The sequence below is a fragment of the Stenotrophomonas sp. STEN046 genome, assembly GCF_056759755.1.
Map to the genome: position 1 here is coordinate 1 of NZ_JBRRDR010000065.1, position 17,667 is coordinate 17,667.

Annotated in this window: 16 protein-coding genes; 7 read left to right on the forward strand and 9 right to left on the reverse strand. The window is 67.7% G+C overall.

Annotation, left to right across the window (positions count from 1 at the left end; all coding sequences use genetic code 11):
• Window positions 1-145: 145 nt before the first annotated feature.
• Window positions 146-2,266 (reverse strand): methyl-accepting chemotaxis protein, encoded by a 2,121-nt coding sequence (locus tag ACVOLJ_RS19845; RefSeq protein WP_481564900.1) that lies wholly within the window; start codon window positions 2,264-2,266, stop codon window positions 146-148.
• Window positions 2,267-2,449: 183 nt separating this feature from the next.
• Between ACVOLJ_RS19845 and ACVOLJ_RS19850 the strand changes: the two genes are divergently transcribed.
• Window positions 2,450-2,905, forward strand: a complete 456-nt coding sequence (locus tag ACVOLJ_RS19850) for an Rrf2 family transcriptional regulator (protein ID WP_475280757.1) — start codon at window positions 2,450-2,452, stop codon at window positions 2,903-2,905.
• The gene (locus ACVOLJ_RS19855; protein ID WP_481564901.1) at window positions 2,895-3,800 is read left to right on the forward strand and encodes an NAD(P)/FAD-dependent oxidoreductase; all 906 of its coding nucleotides are present in this window, start codon (window positions 2,895-2,897) and stop codon (window positions 3,798-3,800) included. The genes ACVOLJ_RS19850 and ACVOLJ_RS19855 overlap by 11 nt, the downstream gene beginning before the upstream one ends.
• A gap of 118 nt (window positions 3,801-3,918) precedes the next feature.
• Here ACVOLJ_RS19855 and ACVOLJ_RS19860 read toward each other — a convergent pair whose 3' ends face one another.
• Window positions 3,919-4,875: an aldo/keto reductase gene (locus ACVOLJ_RS19860; RefSeq protein WP_481564902.1), complete on the reverse strand. Its 957-nt coding sequence runs from the start codon at window positions 4,873-4,875 to the stop codon at window positions 3,919-3,921.
• Between the two features lie 170 nt (window positions 4,876-5,045).
• Here ACVOLJ_RS19860 and ACVOLJ_RS19865 point away from each other — a divergent pair, with 170 nt between their 5' ends.
• Window positions 5,046-5,903 carry a class I SAM-dependent methyltransferase gene (locus ACVOLJ_RS19865; RefSeq protein ID WP_481564903.1) on the forward strand — a complete coding sequence of 286 codons (858 nt, stop codon included), beginning with the start codon at window positions 5,046-5,048 and terminating at the stop codon, window positions 5,901-5,903.
• A 62-nt stretch (window positions 5,904-5,965) separates the two neighbouring features.
• A complete protein-coding gene (locus tag ACVOLJ_RS19870) occupies window positions 5,966-6,505 on the forward strand; it encodes a pseudouridine synthase (RefSeq protein ID WP_481564904.1) in 540 nt (179 codons plus the stop codon).
• A 75-nt stretch (window positions 6,506-6,580) separates the two neighbouring features.
• On the opposite strand, the gene ACVOLJ_RS19875 is transcribed toward ACVOLJ_RS19870, so the two are convergent.
• Window positions 6,581-6,970, reverse strand: a complete 390-nt coding sequence (locus ACVOLJ_RS19875; protein ID WP_481564905.1) for a hypothetical protein — start codon at window positions 6,968-6,970, stop codon at window positions 6,581-6,583.
• 160 nt (window positions 6,971-7,130) lie between these two features.
• A complete protein-coding gene (gene hrpB / locus ACVOLJ_RS19880) occupies window positions 7,131-9,635 on the reverse strand; it encodes an ATP-dependent helicase HrpB (protein WP_481564906.1) in 2,505 nt (834 codons plus the stop codon).
• Between the two features lie 91 nt (window positions 9,636-9,726).
• On the opposite strand from hrpB, the gene ACVOLJ_RS19885 reads away from it, so the two are divergent.
• Complete coding sequence (locus ACVOLJ_RS19885; protein ID WP_481564907.1) at window positions 9,727-10,761, forward strand: hypothetical protein; 1,035 nt, start codon at window positions 9,727-9,729, stop codon at window positions 10,759-10,761.
• Between the two features lie 70 nt (window positions 10,762-10,831).
• Window positions 10,832-11,629 (forward strand): TatD family hydrolase, encoded by a 798-nt coding sequence (locus tag ACVOLJ_RS19890; protein ID WP_475280764.1) that lies wholly within the window; start codon window positions 10,832-10,834, stop codon window positions 11,627-11,629.
• A gap of 79 nt (window positions 11,630-11,708) precedes the next feature.
• On the opposite strand, the gene ACVOLJ_RS19895 is transcribed toward ACVOLJ_RS19890, so the two are convergent.
• From ACVOLJ_RS19895 to ACVOLJ_RS19915, 5 genes are all read right to left on the reverse strand, one after another.
• Complete coding sequence (locus ACVOLJ_RS19895) at window positions 11,709-12,590, reverse strand: NAD-dependent epimerase/dehydratase family protein (protein WP_475280765.1); 882 nt, start codon at window positions 12,588-12,590, stop codon at window positions 11,709-11,711.
• A 2-nt stretch (window positions 12,591-12,592) separates the two neighbouring features.
• Window positions 12,593-13,531, reverse strand: a complete 939-nt coding sequence (panE, locus tag ACVOLJ_RS19900; RefSeq protein ID WP_475280766.1) for a 2-dehydropantoate 2-reductase — start codon at window positions 13,529-13,531, stop codon at window positions 12,593-12,595.
• Window positions 13,532-13,831: 300 nt separating this feature from the next.
• Window positions 13,832-14,599: a hypothetical protein gene (locus tag ACVOLJ_RS19905; protein ID WP_475280767.1), complete on the reverse strand. Its 768-nt coding sequence runs from the start codon at window positions 14,597-14,599 to the stop codon at window positions 13,832-13,834.
• A gap of 336 nt (window positions 14,600-14,935) precedes the next feature.
• The gene (locus tag ACVOLJ_RS19910) at window positions 14,936-15,736 is read right to left on the reverse strand and encodes an ABC transporter permease (protein ID WP_475280768.1); all 801 of its coding nucleotides are present in this window, start codon (window positions 15,734-15,736) and stop codon (window positions 14,936-14,938) included.
• Window positions 15,733-16,701 carry an ABC transporter ATP-binding protein gene (locus ACVOLJ_RS19915; protein ID WP_475280769.1) on the reverse strand — a complete coding sequence of 323 codons (969 nt, stop codon included), beginning with the start codon at window positions 16,699-16,701 and terminating at the stop codon, window positions 15,733-15,735. Before ACVOLJ_RS19915 ends, ACVOLJ_RS19910 begins: the two co-directional genes overlap by 4 nt.
• An 84-nt stretch (window positions 16,702-16,785) precedes the next feature.
• Between ACVOLJ_RS19915 and ACVOLJ_RS19920 the strand changes: the two genes are divergently transcribed.
• Window positions 16,786-17,535: a ferredoxin--NADP reductase gene (locus ACVOLJ_RS19920; protein WP_475280770.1), complete on the forward strand. Its 750-nt coding sequence runs from the start codon at window positions 16,786-16,788 to the stop codon at window positions 17,533-17,535.
• The last annotated feature ends 132 nt before the right edge of the window (window positions 17,536-17,667 follow it).

Genomic DNA, 17,667 nt, shown 5'->3' on the forward strand with positions numbered 1-17,667 from the left:
GCCGTCGGCCCGGCCCCCCCCGCGGGGGGGCGGGGGGGGGGGGGGGGCGGCGGGGGGCGCGTCCGGGGGGCCGGCGGGCGCCCCGGGGCCCCGCCCCCCGCGGCCCCCGCACCCGGGGGGGCCCGCTACCCGGCAACCGACACCCTTACGCTGCGCGCGCCACCATGCCGCGTGGACTGCCCATCGTCGACAGATCAAACACATCCACCGCTTCGATCAACCGGTTCGCCTGCTGTTCCAGGCTGCGTGCGGCGGCGCTGGCCTCTTCCACCAGTGCGGCGTTCTGCTGGGTGGTGCCATCCATCTGGATCACCGTCTGGCTGACCTGCTCGATGCCGGCGCTCTGCTCCTGCGAGGCGGCGGAAATCTCGGCCATGATGTCGGTCACCCGCTGCACCGAGGCCACGATCTCGGCCATGGTGTCGCCGGCCTGGCGCACACGCTGCGTGCCGTGGCCGACCTGTTCCACCGACGCTTCGATCAACGTCTTGATCTCCTTGGCGGCGGCTGCCGAACGCTGTGCCAGTGTGCGTACTTCGCTGGCCACCACCGCGAACCCGCGGCCCTGCTCACCGGCACGCGCTGCTTCCACGGCAGCATTCAGCGCCAGGATGTTGGTCTGGAACGCGATGCCGTCGATCACGCTGATGATGTCGGCAATCTGCCGCGACGACCCCTCGATCGCATCCATCGTCGCCACCACCTGGCCGACCACTTCCCCGCCCTGCGAAGCGACACTGTGCGCGCCGATGGCCAGCTGGTTGGCCTGTCGTGCGTGTTCGGCATTCTGGCGCACGGTGGACGTCAGTTCTTCCATCGATGCGGCCGTTTCTTCCAGGTTGGCCGCCTGCTGTTCGGTACGCTGGGAAAGATCGGTATTGCCGGCGGCGATCTCCGCTGCGGCGGTGTGGATGCTGCCGGAGGCCTGCTTGATATCGGTGACGATCGTGCCCAGCTGCGATGCAGTGGTGTTTGCATCGCCGGCAATGCGCGCGAACACCCCCTGGAAATCGCCATGCATGCGTGCACCGAGGCGGCCATCGGCAATCGCGCGCAGCATCGTGGACACCTCGCCAAGGTTCTGCTCGGTGGTCTGCATCAGTTGATTCAAACCATCCACCATGGCGCGGAAATCATGTTCGAAGCGCGCGCTGTCGCCGCGCTGGCTGAAGTCGCCTGCGGCCGCCGCTGCGGCCAGTCGGCGGATCTCGGCATTGATGGCGCCCAGGTTGGATTTCACCGCATCCAGCGCCTGGGTGATCACCGCCTTCTCGCCGGGCAGGCGTTCCATGTCCTGGCTCAGGTCGCCTACGGCGTAGCGTCCCATGATCGCGATCGCGCGCATCTTCACCTGGATGTGGGCGTCCACCAGCGCGTTGGTGTCGGCCACCATCTTCCCGTAGGCACCGGGAAAGGCATCGGCCTGCATGCGGTGGCTGATGGTACCGGCGTCATGTGCCTGCGCCATCGCGGCCTGGGCGTCGAGTACGCCACGCAGGGTGCCCTGCACGGCCTGCATCGCCTGCGCCAGGCGACCAATCTCGTCGCGGCTGCGCACCTGCACCACATGCGCAAGATCGCCGGCAGCGACGGCACGTGCGGCCGCTTCCACCGCCAGCACCGGCTGCACCACCGCGCGCCGCAGCCACCAGCCCAGTCCGGCCAGCAGCAGTACCGCTGCGGCGATGGTGAGCGCGGCGCACAGCACCAGCGTCTGTCGTGATGCCTGCGAGCGCGCGGCGAGCGCGGCCTCGGCGGTTTCGGTGGCGTGCGTGCTCAGTGCATCCAGCGCTGTCGCCACCGGACGGTCCTTGCCACGAACGAGGCTGTCGCCGGCGGCCGGGTCGAAATCCGCTTCGGCAAACGCCTGCAGCGCCGCGTGGTAGTCCTGCTGCAACTGTGCATGCAGGCCGGAGAACGCCTGCGCCAGCTCACGCGTGCGCGCATCGGGGCTGGCGACCAGGCCCTTGGCCAGTTCAGTGACGATCCGGCCTTCGCTGTCGAACGCCTGCAGATGGCGTTGCCGCAGCTCGGCGTCACGGCCGCGCAGCAGCACGTTTTTCCATTCCTGCACCTGCCCACGGAACTCGCGCTGCAGGCGCTCGGCATCGCGGCTGTGCGCGACCTCCGGCGGTACCTCGGTGGACAGCTTCAACCAGGCCGACGCCAGCCCCGCCAGGGCACACAACAGGACAACGGCCAGACCAACAGAAACGGCACCGAGCAGCTTCGACTGCAGCCGCGGCGCATGGGAAGAGGCATTCATGGGGCGAACTCTCGGAAGGGGTGCGATGCGGTATCGACCGTCCTTGAGGACTCTGAAGTGCGATGCCTGTCACATTCTCGTTCTGTTTATGGATGTGAAGAATGTATTTCATAGGACAAATGTGTCCATATGGAACGAAACCCCACCCTCGACAGCAGGATTAAATGTAACTAGTCTAGTTACATGAAATCCGCGAACCCTCTTTCCGATGCGCTGCATGTAATGGCCCACCTGGTCGGCCAGCCCGGGCCGCGTACCTCCGAACAGCTGGCCACCTGCCTGCCGACCCACCCGGTGGTCATCCGCCGGCTGCTTGCGCAGATGCACAAGGCCGGCCTGGTGCGCAGCACGCGCGGCCATGGCGGCGGCAGCCAGCTCGCCCGCGACGCGGCCACCATCACGCTGCACGACATCTATCTGGCCGTCGGCGCGCCATCGCTGGTGCAGGTCGGCATCCGCGAGGGCAGGGGCGGGTGCCCGATCCAGCAGCTGGTCAACCAGGCCCTGCAGGACGGCGCGCGCGAAGCGCAGCGCCTGCTCGAACAACGCCTGCAGGCCGTCACCCTCGACCAGCTCGGCGCCGATTTCGCGCGCCATCTCGCCCACCATCGCTCCCTGGAAGGTCAGCATGAATCCTGATGTCATCATCGTCGGCGGCAGCTACGCCGGCATCGCCGCCGGTCTGATCCTGGCGCGTGCGCGCCGCCCGGTCACCCTCATCGACGCCGGTCAGCCGCGCAACCGCGCCGCCAGCCATTCGCACGGCGTGCTGGGCATGGACGGCATCAGCGGTGCCGATCTGTTGAAGACCGCGCGCCAGCAGCTGCTGGATTATCCGACGGTGCGCTGGGTGCAGGGTCACGCCGTGCAGGCCAGCGCACGCAGCACCGGTGTGGAAGTGCATACCGCCGATGGACAGGTACTGACCGCACGCAAGTTGTTGCTGGCCACTGGCATCGCCGACCAGCTGCCCGATCTGCCTGGCCTGGCCGAGCGCTGGGGCAGCACCGTGCTGCACTGCCCGTACTGCCACGGCTACGAAGTGGGAGGCGGTTCCATCGGCCTGCTCGGTGGTCATCCGATGTCTGCCAGCAAGGCACCGCTGTTCGCTGACTGGGGCAACGTCACCTTCTTCAGCCAGGGCCAGGCAATCGCCGATGAAGAACGGGCGGCCATGCAGCAGCGAGGCGTGCAGGTGGAAACCACCCCGGTGGTGGGCGTGCAGGGTGAGCAGCCGACCTGGCTTGAAGTGGAGCTGGCCGATGGCCGCCGCATCGCCCAGCGTGCGCTGTTCGTGCCGGCCATGCAGTCGATGGCCACGCCACTGGTGCAGCAGTTGGGTTGCACACTGGCCGAGAGCCCGCTGGGCGTGCTGATCGAGGTCGACGCCATGAAGCAGACCTCGGTGGCGAACGTATATGCAGCGGGCGATGCCACCACCGTGGGCAACATCACCCTGGCCGCTGCCGAAGGCGTGCGCGCAGGCATCAGCGTGCATCATGCGCTGGTGGCCGAAGACAGCCTGCCGCGCTGAGCGGGGTTGCCCTGGCAGATGCCGACCTCGGTCGGCATCTGCCATCCACGCATGGCGTGGATCTACCGGGGCGGGGTAGATCCATGCCATGCGTGGATGGGTGTGCAGCGACGCGCGATCAGCCCTCGACGCTGGCGGCATCCAGCTGCGCCACGTCCTGCACGCTCAAGCCGACGTTCGCCGCGGCCAGCAGGTCGTGCAGCTGTTCCACGCTGGTGGCGCTGACGATCGGTGCGGTGATGGACGGCCGCGCGATCTGCCAGGCCAACGCGATCTGCGCGGCCGTTGCCGCGTGCTTGCTGGCAACATCATCCAGTGCCTGCAGAATGCGCAGGCCACGCGGATTCAGATAACGCTTGACCACCGTCGCACCGCGCGCGGCGCTCTTTCCGGCATCGTCCGGCGTGCGGTACTTGCCGCTGAGGAAGCCACTGGCCAGCGCGTAGTAGTTGATCACGCCGATCTGCTCGCGCTGCACCAGCGGTTCCAGTTCGGTTTCATAACCGCTGCGGTCGTACAGGTTGTACTCCGGCTGCAGGGTTTCATAGCGCGGCAGGGCGTAATCGCTGGAGACCTTCAACGCATCGGCCAGTCGCGCGGCGCTGTAGTTCGATGCGCCGATCGCGCGCACCTTGCCCGCCTCGATCAGGCGGCCGAACGCAGCCAGCGTGGCTTCCAGCGGGGTGGACTCGTCATCCTCATGCGCCTGGTACAGGTCGATCACATCGGTCTGCAGGCGGCGCAGCGAATCCTCCACCGCCGCATTGATGTTATCCGGGGTCAGCCCGGGGCGCTCGGCCCACTTGGCCACCTTGGTGGCAAGCACCACCTGGTCGCGTTTGCCGCTGCGGGCGAACCACTTGCCCAGCAGCGTTTCCGATTCGCCGCCCTGGTTGCCTGGCACCCAGGCTGAATACACATCGGCGGTATCGACCAGGTTGAAGCCGGCATCGACGAAGGCGTCGAGCAGGGCGAAACTCGCCTTTTCGTCTGCGCTCCAGCCAAACACGTTGCCGCCGAAGGCGAGGGGAGCTACATGCAGGCCGGAACGGCCCAGTTCGCGGGTTGCCGTCATGGGCACGGACTCCTTGGGGGAAGTCCTTCAGGATAGAGCGCGATGTGTGACCGCGCTGCGGCGCCACCCACAAAACAGTGTTCCGCCCTGCGCTGGCGGCTAACAGTTTGTGAACACCTGCGGCGCGGCGGCTGCTAGTCTCGCCGCATCTTCCGCTGGAGTCCGTCCCGATGATTGCTGCTTCGTCCCTGCGTGGCTGCCGCTTGCTGTTCGCTTCGGCCCTGCTTGTCGCTGTTCCCGCATTCGCCGCACCGGCCACGGTGGCACCGGCAAAGATCCAGGTGTCGCCGGCCATCGATGCAGCGGTGAAGGCCTCCACCCGTGATCCGGCCAACATCAAACGCGACGGTTTCCGTCATCCTGCGCAGTCGCTGGCCTTCTTCGGCGTGGCGCCGCAGAAGACCGTCATCGAAATCACGCCCGGCAACGGCTGGTATTCGGAGATCCTGGCGCCGCTGCTGCGTGACAAGGGGCATTACATCGCCGCCGTGGTCGATCCGCAGGCGGTGGCCGAAGGCCGTGGCCGCGACTACCAGCAGCGCAGCCGCGACAGTCTGGAAAAGAAGTACGCCGCTGCGCCGGCGCAGTTCGACAAAACCGCCGTGGTGGCCTACGACCCGGCCAAGCCGGTGTTCGGCCCGGCCAACTCGGCCGATGTGGTGCTGACCTTCCGCAATGTGCACAACTGGCGCAAGGCCGGCCAGGCGCAGGGCATGTTCCAGGGCTTCTTCAACGTGCTCAAGCCGGGCGGCGTGCTGGGCGTGGTCGAACATCGCGCCAAGGCCGATGTGGCCGATGCCGATGACACCGGCTATGTCGGCCAGCAGCAGGTGATTGCGATGGCCGAGGCGGCTGGCTTCAAGCTGGATGCCCGCACCGAGCTCAACGCCAACCCGCGCGATACCAAGGACCACCCCAATGGCGTCTGGACCCTGCCGCCGACCAACCAGCATGACAAGGCTGACGATGCGAAGTACCAGGCGATCGGCGAAAGCGACCGCATGACCCTGCGCTTCATCAAGCCCTGAGCAACGCATGGCCCGCGGCGTGGCATGGGACAATGCCCTGCCCGCCGCCTGCCGTACCCGCGATGCTGATTGCCTTCAACAAGCCGTTCAACGTGCTCTGCCAGTTCACCGACCGCAGCGTGCCGCCGCGGCCGACCCTGGCCGGGTTCGGGCTGCCACCGCGCGTCTACGCCGCAGGCCGGCTCGACCATGACAGCGAAGGCCTGCTGTTGTTGACCGACAACGGCACCCTGGCGCACAAGCTCACCGACCCGAAGCACAAGGCCGACAAGACCTACTGGGTGCAGGTGGAAGGTACGCCCAGCGACGCGCAGCTGCAGCAGCTGCGCGACGGCGTTGAACTGAACGATGGCCCGACCCTGCCGGCCGGCATCGAGCGGCTGGATCCGGCGCCGGCGCTGTGGGCGCGCGATCCGCCGGTGCGCTTCCGCAAGACGGTGCCCGACACCTGGCTGGCCATCACCCTCCGCGAAGGGCGCAACCGCCAGGTGCGGCGGATGACCGCAGCGGTGAACCTGCCGACCCTGCGCCTGGTACGGGTGGCGATGGGGCCGTACCGGCTGGACGACCTGCAGCCGGGGCAGTGGCGCCAGATCGGCTGAGCAGGGTGCCGCAAAGAAAAGGGCCAGCGCGCTTCACCAGGAAGCGGGCCGGCCCAGTCCTGACAGCGTTGAAACTCAGGCGTCGCTGCCGATGTCGCTGTGCTCGTCGACCACGGTGTTATTGCGACGGTCACGCGCGTTGATGCGCTGCGCCTGACCATTCACGACGTGGCCATTGGCGGCCTTCTTCTTCTGCTGCTTGCGATACAGCGCATAACCGAGCAGGCCGACGCCGACTGCGGCAGCAGCAATGGTCACGGCCGGGTTGCGGCGGGCGAACTTGGTGGCAACCTTGCCGCCGGTCTTCACCGCGCCAAGTGCAGCGCCGGTCTTGATCCAGTCACTGGCCTGTGGGCCGAGGTGGCGCAGGCTGCCGCCGGCGCTCTTCAGGCCATCGCCTGCGCTGTGGGCCAGGTCGAGGGCGCGCTCCAGGGCGCGGTCGGTGATTACGGTCAGCTTGCTCATGCGGGGGTCCTTTGCCTCGGGTCGAAGTCCAGTGTCGCGTGGTGCGCGTAAACGGTATGTCAGTCGCAGCATCACAGGGTGTGACTCTAACGCAGCCATTCAGGATCAGGCAGGAAACACGGCCAGCGCCGGACCCTGCCCGACGCTACCGGCTGAATTGCTACGTCCCGCGCGGCTTGGCCCGGTGCGTGGCCGTCGCCGTCCACGGGTCGTCCGGCCACGGGTGGCGGGGGTAACGCCCCTTCATCTCCTTCTTCACCTCGGCATAGGTGTTCTGCCAGAAATTGCGCAGGTCCTGGGTGACCTGCAGCGGGCGGCCGCCGGGCGACAGCAGGTGCAGGGTCAGCGCGATCCGGCCATCGGCGATGCGTGGCGTATCGGCCAGCCCGAACAGTTCCTGCAGCTTCACCGCCAGCACCGGCGGCAGCGGCTGGCCGGTTTCGCTGTCGAGCGCATAGGTGATCGGCCGTTCCAGCCCGGACGGCACCGTGATGCGGGTGGGCGCGTGGCGCTCGATCAGCTGCCGCTGCGACCACTCCAGCGGCGACTTCAGGGCCTCGCCAAAGCTCGATTCGTCCAGCGCATCCAGCCGTGTCCTGCCGGCGAATGCCGGTTGCAGCCAGCGGCTGAGCGTGGCCATCAGCTGTGCATCACTGCAGTCGGGCAGCTCCAGTTCCGGCATCCAGCGGCGCAGCGATTCGATCCGCGCCTGCCACTGACGCAGGCCGTCGGTCCACGGCAATGCCTGCAGACCGAGTTCGGCCACCGCCTCGGTCAATGCCTTTGCGGCATGCTGGGGGTCGACCCGGCCGGCTGAGCGGCTGTCCAGCACGATGCGGTCGAAGCGGGTCTCGCGCAGCGCGACCAGCGCACGGCGCCCGTCGTCCCAGCGCACGGCGTCTTCGGTCACGAAACGCTCGGGCCAGGCACTGCGCAGGTAGCCTTCATCCACCGGCGCGGCGCGCAGCAGCAGTGCATCGCGGGCCTCGAAGCGCAGTTCACTGGCAACCAGCCATGGCTCGCCCCGCAGGTCGCTCAACTCGTGCAGCCGTGCGCTGCGGCCATTGGCCAGCAGATAGCGCAGCGGGTCGTTGGGGTGCTGGAACGCGATGCGATCAGGGAAGGCATGCGCCAGCAGGTCGCCCAGCGCATGGGCTTCGATGCTGGTGGGCGGCGCGGCGTCGCAGCGCAGCCGGCGCCGCCACTGCTTTGCCGCCGCATCGATGGCAGCCAGTCCGCTGCGATTGGCATCGCCGGGTGCACGGCCACTGCGGAATGCCGCCAGCGCACGCCAGCGTGCGGCCAGTGCGTCGCCGCCCTGGCGCAGCGGGTCGCGTGCTTCCAGCAATGCGGCGATATCGGCCGCCAGAGACTGCGCGCGGGCGTCGGGTGCGGCCAGCAGCATCGCCGCCATCCGCGGATGGGTGCCCAGCGCCAGCACGCGACGGCCCAGCGCGGTGATCGCGCCGCTGCTGGACAACGCGCCAAGGCGCTGCAGCAGTTCGCGCGCCGCGCCCATCGGCCCGGCCGGTGGCGGGTCGAGGAAGCGCAGATCGCTGCTGCCCCAGGCGGCCAGCTCCAGCGCCAGCCCCGCCAGTTCAACCTGGTCGATCTCTGCACGGCGCTGCGGCTCCAGCCGTTGCGACTGCGGCCACAGCCGCCAGGCCACGCCTTCGGCCACGCGCCCGGCGCGGCCGGCGCGCTGGTCGGCCGACGCCTGCGCGATGGCCACCACGTCCAGGCGGGTGAAACCGCTGTTGGGGTCATAGCGCGGTTCGCGCGCCTGGCCACTGTCGATCACCACCCGCACGCCGGGCAGGGTGACCGAGGATTCGGCCACGTTGGTGGCCAGCACCACGCGGCGGCGGCCATCGGCAGATGCCTGCAGCACGCGCGCCTGCTGTTCCACCGGCAGCTCGCCATGCAGCGCCAATACCTCCACCGTACTGTCGAGCGACTCCAGCAGCCCGGCCTGCACGCGCGCGATCTCGCGCTGGCCGGGCAGGAACACCAGCAGGTCACCCGGGTGTTCGCTCAAGGCCTGCTGCACGGCGCGCCGTACCTGCAGTTCCAGCGCTTCATCGCGACGCGCCGGGAAATGACTGACGGCCACCGGGTAGCTGCGGCCCTCGCTGCTCAGGCGCGGTGCATCCAGGAAACGGGCCAGGCGCTCGCCATCGAGCGTGGCCGACATCACCAGCAGGCGCAGGTCCTCGCGCAGTTGCGACTGCACATCCAGCGCCAGCGCCAGGCCGAGATCGCCGCTGAGGTGACGCTCGTGGAATTCGTCGAACAGGATCGCGCCGACCGTTTCCAGCATCGGGTCATCCTGCAGCATGCGGGTGAGGATGCCTTCGGTGACCACTTCGATGCGGGTACGTGCGGAGACCTTGTTCTCGAAGCGGATGCGATAGCCCACGGTGCCGCCCACGTCCTCGCCCAGCTGCCGCGCCATGAACAGTGCCGCGCTGCGCGCGGCGACCCGGCGCGGTTCGAGCAGGATGATCTTCCGCCCCTGCAGCCACGGGGCATCCAGCAGCGCCAACGGCACCTGGGTGGTCTTGCCGGCACCCGGCGGTGCTTCCAGCACCAGCCGTGGGTGCGTGGCCAGATGCTGCCGGATCTGGGGCAGCAGCGGGGAGATCGGGAAAATCGGCGGATTCATGTGACAAGGATACGGTGTCCGGGTGCGGCCCAATTGCCAGCCGGCGATACCCATGCTTCCCTGTGCCGCCCGATTTCTGCTGGAACACCGCATGTTGCGTCTGCTTCGCCTGTTGTCACTGCTGCTGACGTGCGCCCCGTGCGTGGCGCTGAGCGCCGCCCCGCCATCTGCTGCCGATGGGATGGAGGAGGGATTGCGCATGCCCTACGACGGCCATCCGCTGGCGATGCTGCTGCAACCCAGCGTGGAAGCGCGTTACCTGCCGGCCGGGCTCGACAATGAAGCGGCGATCCGGCGTGCGGTGGCCGATGGCACCCTGCGCGAAGTGATCTACCCGAGCCTGCAGTTGGCCTCCGATCGTGCGTACGTGTGGCTGTCCCAGTTCAACCACAGCACGCTGGGCCCGCTCAGCAACACCCTGCCGCGCTGCACCGGAACGGCCGGCTTCAGCCTGTTGCTGGACGGCGATGACTGCGACAGCACGCAGGCCCGCCGCTTGCACTTCGATCAGGTGGCCGACGGTGAGCTGGTGTGCCGGGAGTGTGGCGCGGTGCAACTGCCGGTGCGTTGGCAGCGGCAGCAGGCCGGGGCCCAATGCACCCTGCCGCCGTGGCAGCTGGACGCGGCGCGCCAGCAGTACACGGCCTGGCTGCAGCGGTTTTCCAGCGACATGCAGCCGTTCCTGCAGGGCGCAAGCGAGGCGCAGTGGAAGGCACGGCTGCTGTCGATCCGCAGCAGCGTGCTGCCGCGCTCGCGCGCCACGGCCACGTTGTTCAGCATGAGCCAGGCGCCGGAGAACTTCGGTCTTTCGGTCGGCGTCGCCGACGCGGGCGACCAGCGCGACCTGCTGCCGCGCCTGCTGGCACTGCTGCAGGATGCCGAGGTGGTCGGGCGCGGTGGCACCTATCCGGAGGTGCTGCCCGAGTTTTCCGCGCTGTGTGCGGAGGTCTGGTACCTGCGGGTGCGGGTGGGCAACAGCGCCGACGCGACCCCGGCGCCGGTCGACACCTTGCAACGCGATGGCCTTCCCTTCATCACCGTGGTGCGCGAGGGCGACCGCATCGTACTGGCGGGCATATCACGCGAACTGGCGCAGCGCCTGCTGGCGGTGCCCACGCCGCAGTAAGGGTCACGCCGCAGTAAGCGCAGGCGCGGGCCGCTACACTACGCACGATACCTGCCTCATAGCTGCCCGCATGCACCTGATCGATATCGGCGCCAACCTTACCCACGACTCCTTCGACCGTGACCGCGATGCGGTGCTGCACCGCGCGCGCCAGGCCGGCGTGGTGCAGATGGTCATCACCGGTGCCAGCCGCGAGCATTCGCCGCTGGCCCTGCAGCTGGCGCAGCAGCACCCGGGCTTCCTGTACGCCACTGCCGGCGTGCACCCGCACCATGCGGTGGAATACACCGACGAATGTGATGCGGAGATGCGCGCGCTGCATGCCCATGCCGAGGTGGTGGCGGTGGGCGAATGCGGGCTGGATTACTTCCGTGATTTCTCGCCGCGCCCGGCGCAGCACCGCGCATTCGAGCGGCAGCTGCAGCTGGCCGCCGACAACGGCAAGCCGCTGTTCCTGCACCAGCGCGATGCCCACGCCGATTTCATGGCGCAGATGAAGAACTTCGACGGCAGGCTCGGCCCGGCGGTAGTGCACTGCTTTACAGGGGAGCGCCAGGAACTGTTCGACTACCTGGACCAGGACTGGTACATCGGCATCACCGGCTGGTTGTGCGACGAGCGCCGTGGTGGCCACCTGCGCGAGCTGGTGAAGAACATCCCGGCCAACCGGTTGATGATCGAGACCGACGCACCGTACCTGCTGCCGCGCACGTTGAAGCCGCTGCCGAAGGACCGCCGCAACGAGCCGATGTTCCTTTCGCATATCGTCGAAGAGCTGGCACGTGACCGTGGCGAGGAAGCAGCAGTAACCGCAGCCAACGCGACAGCCGCCACGCGTACGTTCTTCCGGCTGCCAGACGCCGCCTGAGCGGAAACGCCGCGCGGCGTATCAGATCCCCGTACACCGGTAGCGCCGGGCCGTGCCCGGCGAGCGCAACGGCAGCGTGTCAGATCCCGGCCAGCAGGTGGCGCAACCCTTCGCGGTAACTCGGAAACTGCGGCGCCCACTCCAGCGCCTCGCGCGTGCCACGGCTGTCGATGCGCTTGCTGCTCTCATAGAAACGGCGCAGCGTCGGGCTCAGCACGGGATCATCCCAGGCCACCGCAGGCGGCATGCTGAAACCACCCAGCTGCGCGGCAAAGGCCAGTACGTCCTGGGGCGGCGCCGGTTCGTCGTCGCTGGGCAGATACAGGCCATCGACCACAGGGCGTCGCATCGCGGCAATCACCACCGATGCCAGATCCTGGACATGCAGGCGGTTGAACACCAGCCCCGGCCGCACGATATGTCGCGCTCTTCCCTGTGCCAGCTGCAGCAGCGCGTTGCGACCCGGACCATACAGGCCCGGCAGGCGGAACACCGCCGATGCGATGCCCCGCGCTTCCGCCAACGCGCGCCACTGCGTTTCCGCCAGGCGGCGCTGCACACCTGCGGTGCTGGTGGCATCGGCCTCACTCTGCGGGTCGATCCAGCCGCCCTCACGATCGGCGTATACCGATGTCGAAGACAGATAGCCCACCCAGCGCAGCGCCGGGCTGGCGGCCAGCGCGGCCCGCAGCACGCGCAATGCAGGGTCACCCTCGGCATCGGGGGGCACACTGCACAGCACCGCCTCGGCCTGCGCGACGGCATCGAGCAGGCTGGCATCGAGGGCTGCATCGGCGCACAGCCGATGGCGCAGCAGCGCGTCGTCGTCGGCCGCCGTCGGATCGCGTACCGTGCCTGACGCCTGCACGCCCAGCGCCTGCAGGCGCGTAGCCAGTACGCGTCCGCTCCAGCCCATGCCAACGATCAGCACCCGTTTCGGCAGTGCAGCGGGACGACTCACGATCAGCCCGCGCGCTGTGCCTGGTAGGCCTGCAGGCTGCTGTAGGCCACCTGCAGCAGCAAGGCTTCCTGATCCGCCGCACGCGCACGTGCCAGCATGTCGCCGACGATCTGTGCCGCCTCCACCTGCTGGCCGGCTTCCAGGTCGCGCAGCATCGAAGCCTTCAGTGCCGAGCCGGCCTGGGTGAGCGTGCCGCGCGCGGTGTCCTGTGCGGCCGCCGGCACCGGCTCGCCTGCAGCTTCGGCCACCGCCAGGCATTCGTCGTACAGGCCGCGCACGATGGCCTCGCCGTCATCGGTAGCGACGATCGTTCCGATGTCCGCGCGCAGCAGGCAGGTCGCCGCAGCCAGCGCGGTCAGGAAGCTGTACTTGATCCATTGCTCCTGGCCGATGTGCTCGCTGGCGAGGTGGTCGAGGTTGGCCTGTGCGCACGCTGCGGCGAAAGCCTGCACGCGAGCGGACAGTGCACCGCCATCGCGTTCGCCGAAGGTCAGCTTGGCCGGCTTGCCCAGGTGCAGCACCGCACCATCGGGCGCCTTGGTCGCGCTGATGAAGCACAGGCCGCCGAGCACGGCGTCGCGGCCGAAACGGGCATCCAGCGCGTTGTAGTGGTGCAGGCCGTTGAGGATCGGCAGCACGCTGGTGCCGGCGCCCACGGCCGGCGCGATGGCGTCGATCGAGCTGTCCAGGTCGTAGGCCTTGCAGCTGAGGATGACCAGATCGAAGGGCTTCCGCGCGGCGAGTGCGGTCAGCGTCTCGGCGGTAACGTGCTGCACCGGGAAGCTGGCGTCACCGACTGGACTGTGGATGACCAGGCCGTCGCGGTCGAGCTGTGCGGCACGGGCGGGACGCACCAGGAAGGTCACATCCACACCGGCCTGGGCCAGGCGGCCGCCGAAGTAGCCGCCGGTACCGCCGGCGCCGAGGATCAGGATACGCATTGCATGCTCACCGCAGTTGGGGGATTCACCACTGCGATTGTGCCGGAGAACGCGGCCAACGGCTGAGCCCCTTGTGGTGGTTCGCGGAAAGCACTGTTCATTGGGGTTGGCCGGGCGGGTAGGCCGCGCAGGGGACGCTGCAAGTACATCCATGTAAGCTCGGTCGCCGCATCCATGCGGCTCACGCCCCTGCGCAACCTACCCGCCCGGCCACGGACATGTTCCGGGTGCGGCCACCACGGAAGACAGATCAAGAGCGGAAGCGGGTCGCTCGCTGCGCTCGCTCGTGTAGAGCGGTGCTCAGGGCAGTTGTTCGCTGAAGTCTTCGGTGTAGCCCAATAGCAGTGTGGTGCGGTTGGCCAGCGTTGCAGCCAATTGTGCCCACGTGTCGTGCGTTCCGGCAGCGTAGACGCGCTGAAGATCAGCGACCAACGCGTCCGTTTCTGCAGGTGACGGTTCGCGGTCGCGCTGGAAGCCGAGCCACGATGCGCCGAGACCGAACAGGCGGTAGTCGTATCGCTGCTGAAGGTGCCGGATCAGGGCGTGGTTCTGGAAGATGTCCCAGTCCGCGCTGAAGTAGCCGTTGGGCAGGGCGGCGATCAGCAGGTCATCACGGGTCACGGGCACCTGCTGCACGCAGACTACGTCGTCGACGACGAGATCCGGTGTCGCATTGGCAGCGACCAGCGCCTCGATGTCCTCGTCGCTGCACATCAACGTGCCCGCCAGCGCGGTCCACTCCAGCCGATGCGAGGAATGCTCGAGCTGCGCGACCACATGCGCCAGCAACCGCCCGCGCGCCACCCAGGCATCTCCGGGTGTTGCCGGGTCTTCGTCCTCGTACAGCGCGATGCGTTCGTCATCAGACGCGTGCATGCTGGTGTAGCGGCACTGGTCGACATCGTCGAGCGTGCACAGATGACGATGAAGGGGATCAGCCGCCTGCAGCGAAGCCAAGCAACCCAGCACCTCATCCAGCGTGGGCGAATCGCTCAGCAGGACATGGCTGAAGGCATCGATTGGACCATCCGACACGGCCTTGTCCAACGAAATGGAAGTGATCTTCATAACCACAGCCTATCCGTAATCCGAAACGAAAAGAGCCAAGCATCGGCTTGGCTCTACAGGGAACGCTTCATCCACGCATGGCGTGGATCTACCGTGTCGACCAAGGTCGACACCTACCAACAGCAGCAGGAACCTGTCGAAGGCGGGGTGGGTCCGGTTGCGGGGGCGTGAGCCGCATGGATGCGGCGACCGAGCTTACATGGACGTACTTGCAGCGGCCCCCGCAACCGGACCCACCCCGCCATCCCACGGATAGTCAGCTCTTGCTTTTGCCGTTGAAGTTGCCGTTGAGGTTGATTCGGAAGGTGCAGGGGGCGCAGGCCCTGCAGGCAACCCTCAGCTGCGCATGCCCACGCCGCGCCGCAGCAGCCACAGCGCCAGTGCCGTCAGCACCACCACGAAACCGATCATCAGCGCATAGGCCACCACCACCGGCACATCGCTGCTGCCCAGCAGGCCATAGCGGAACGCGTTGACCATGTAGAAGATCGGGTTCGCATGCGTCGCCGCCTCGGCCCATTCCGGCAGCAGCTTCACCGAATAGAACACGCCGCCCAGGTAGGTCAGCGGGGTCAGGATGAAGGTCGGCACGATGGCCACGTCATCGAACTTCTTGGCATACACCGCGTTGATGAAGCCGGCCAGCGAGAAGATCGTGGCGCCCAGGATCACCGTGGTCAGCGTCACCAGCGGATGCGGGATGCGCACCGGGGTGAAGAACATGGCGATGATCAGCACGATCACGCCCACCATCAGGCCGCGCAGCACCGCACCGGCCACGTAACCCCACAGGATCACCCAGTTCGGCATCGGGCTGACCAGCAGCTCTTCCACGTGGCGGCCGAACTTGGCGCCGAAGAACGAGGAGCTGATGTTGCCGTAGCTGTTCTGGATCACGCTCATCATCACCAGGCCGGGCACGATGAACTGCATGTAGCTGTAGCCGCCCATGTCGCCTACGCGCGAGCCGATCAGGCCGCCGAAGATCAGGAAGTACAGGGTCATGGTGATCGCCGGCGGCACCAGGGTCTGGCCCCAGATGCGCATGATGCGTGTCACTTCGCGGCGCACGATGGTCATCAGCGCGATGCGGTTGCGCTGGCCGTCGGTCAGGACCGGGGTCGGGGTGCTGCTCATGCGGACGTCTCCTGGTTGCCGGTGAGGCGCACGAACAGTTCCTCCAGGCGGTTGCTCTTGGTACGCATGGAACGCACGCGGATGCCGGCTGCGTTCAATGCCTCGAACACACGGTTCAGATCCATCGCGCGCGGCATGTCGATGTCCAGCGTGTGGCTGTCGGTGGCCGTCAGCACGGCGCCTTCGATCACCGGCAGCTGGGCGGGCAGGGCGCCATCGATGTCCAGCAGGAAGCCCTCCACATCAAGCTTGGCCAGCAGTTCGCGCATCGGGCCCTGGGTGACGATCTGGCCGTGGTTGATGATGGCCAGGTTGCGGCACAGGTGCTCGGCCTCTTCCAGGTAGTGGGTGGTCAGGATGATCGTGGTGCCAGCGGCGTTGATCTCCTTCAGCACCCGCCACATGTCGCGGCGGATCTCGATGTCCACGCCTGCGGTCGGCTCGTCCAGGATCAGCAGGCGCGGGCGGGTCATCATCGCGCGGGCGATCATCAGCCGGCGCTTCATGCCGCCGGACAGGGTGCGGCTCATCACCTGCGCCTTTTCCCACAGGTGGGCGCGCTTGAGTTCGACTTCGGCCATCTGCTCGGCTTCCGCGCGCGCCACGCCATAGAAACCGGCGTAGTTCACCAGGATGTCGAAAGGCTTCTCGAACAGGTTGAAGTTGATCTCCTGCGGCACCAGCCCGATCAGGCGCATGGTGGCGCTGCGGTTGCGCACCAGGTCGCTGCCGAACACTTCCACCTGGCCCTCGCTGAGGTTGACCAGGGAGCTGATGATGCCGATCAGGGTCGACTTGCCGGCGCCGTTGGGGCCGAGCAGGGCGAAGAAGTCGCCCGGGGCCACTTCCAGCGAGACCCCTTTCAGGGCCTGGGTGCCGTTGTCATAGGTTTTACGCAGGTCGCGCACGCGCAGGGCGGGCGCCGTATCGTTCAGGGAAGCCAAGCTCGAAGCCTTCGCGCCCATGGGCTGGCGCTGGAGAGGGGCGGGGAGGGTCTATTATAGAAGACCCCGAGGGCTTGCCCCGGCTACACACTGTCCCGAAAAGCCGTGCCTGTTCAATTTCCCATCAAGCTGGTCGGCCGCCACATGCTGGCGCCGACCGTCGGCCATTACCAGTTCGTACGTGACGACGGCCAGCCGCTGGATTTCCAGCCGGGCCAGTTCATCCAGGTGCATTTCAGCTACGCCGACGGCACCGAAACCAAGCGCAGCTATTCGCTGGCGACCATCCATGACCACGCGCTGGGCCCGGGCGAAGCGGTGGATATCGCTGTCAGCTTCGTGCCCGGCGGCGCCGCCACGGCCTTGTTCGAGGCCCTGGACATCGGTGGCCAGGTCAGCGCCTCGGGCCCCTACGGCCGGTTCTGCCTGAACCCTGGCGACCACAATGGCCGCTATCTGCTGATCGCCACCGGCACCGGCGTCACCCCGTACCGGTCGATGCTGCCGCTGCTGGAAACGGCCATGGCCGAGCGCGGCGTGCAGGTGGTGCTGCTGCAGGGCGCGCGCACGCCGGGCGAGCTGCTGTACAGCGAAGACTTCTATAGCTTCGCCGAAAAGCACCCGAACTTCCGCTATGTGCCGTGCCTGTCGCGCGAGCTGCCGGCCGAGCCGCACCCGGATGTGCAGCATGGCTACGTGCAGCAGGCGCTGGCTGGCTTCACGCCGGACCCGGCTACCGATATCACCTACCTGTGCGGCAACCCGGACATGGTCGATGCCTGTGCCGAACTGTTGAAGGAGGCCGGTCTGGGCAATCCGCAGATCCGCCGCGAGAAGTACGTCAGCAGCAAGTAGTGGCCGCCGCGGGGCGGGAACCCCCCCCCCCCCCGGCCGGCGCCACCGCCCCCCACGGGCCAACCCAGCGTACCCCCCCCCCCGCGCCCCCCCCCCCCCCCCCGGGCCCCCGCGGAGGGCGCGGGGCATGTT

Excerpts from the sequence above, each read along its gene's own strand:
- ACVOLJ_RS19860 (WP_481564902.1), bottom strand. The coding sequence starts at position 4,875 with ATGACGGCAACCCGCGAACTGGGCCGTTCCGGCCTGCATGTAGCTCCC.
- ACVOLJ_RS19885 (WP_481564907.1), top strand. The coding sequence starts at position 9,727 with ATGTTGCGTCTGCTTCGCCTGTTGTCACTGCTGCTGACGTGCGCCCCG.
- ACVOLJ_RS19910 (WP_475280768.1), bottom strand. The coding sequence starts at position 15,736 with ATGAGCAGCACCCCGACCCCGGTCCTGACCGACGGCCAGCGCAACCGC.
- ACVOLJ_RS19905 (WP_475280767.1), bottom strand. The coding sequence starts at position 14,599 with ATGAAGATCACTTCCATTTCGTTGGACAAGGCCGTGTCGGATGGTCCA.
- hrpB (WP_481564906.1), bottom strand. The coding sequence starts at position 9,635 with ATGAATCCGCCGATTTTCCCGATCTCCCCGCTGCTGCCCCAGATCCGG.
- ACVOLJ_RS19865 (WP_481564903.1), top strand. The coding sequence starts at position 5,046 with ATGATTGCTGCTTCGTCCCTGCGTGGCTGCCGCTTGCTGTTCGCTTCG.
- ACVOLJ_RS19850 (WP_475280757.1), top strand. The coding sequence starts at position 2,450 with ATGAAATCCGCGAACCCTCTTTCCGATGCGCTGCATGTAATGGCCCAC.
- ACVOLJ_RS19870 (WP_481564904.1), top strand. The coding sequence starts at position 5,966 with ATGCTGATTGCCTTCAACAAGCCGTTCAACGTGCTCTGCCAGTTCACC.
- ACVOLJ_RS19890 (WP_475280764.1), top strand. The coding sequence starts at position 10,832 with ATGCACCTGATCGATATCGGCGCCAACCTTACCCACGACTCCTTCGAC.
- ACVOLJ_RS19875 (WP_481564905.1), bottom strand. The coding sequence starts at position 6,970 with ATGAGCAAGCTGACCGTAATCACCGACCGCGCCCTGGAGCGCGCCCTC.
- ACVOLJ_RS19915 (WP_475280769.1), bottom strand. The coding sequence starts at position 16,701 with ATGGGCGCGAAGGCTTCGAGCTTGGCTTCCCTGAACGATACGGCGCCC.
- panE (WP_475280766.1), bottom strand. The coding sequence starts at position 13,531 with ATGCGTATCCTGATCCTCGGCGCCGGCGGTACCGGCGGCTACTTCGGC.
- ACVOLJ_RS19845 (WP_481564900.1), bottom strand. The coding sequence starts at position 2,266 with ATGAATGCCTCTTCCCATGCGCCGCGGCTGCAGTCGAAGCTGCTCGGT.
- ACVOLJ_RS19855 (WP_481564901.1), top strand. The coding sequence starts at position 2,895 with ATGAATCCTGATGTCATCATCGTCGGCGGCAGCTACGCCGGCATCGCC.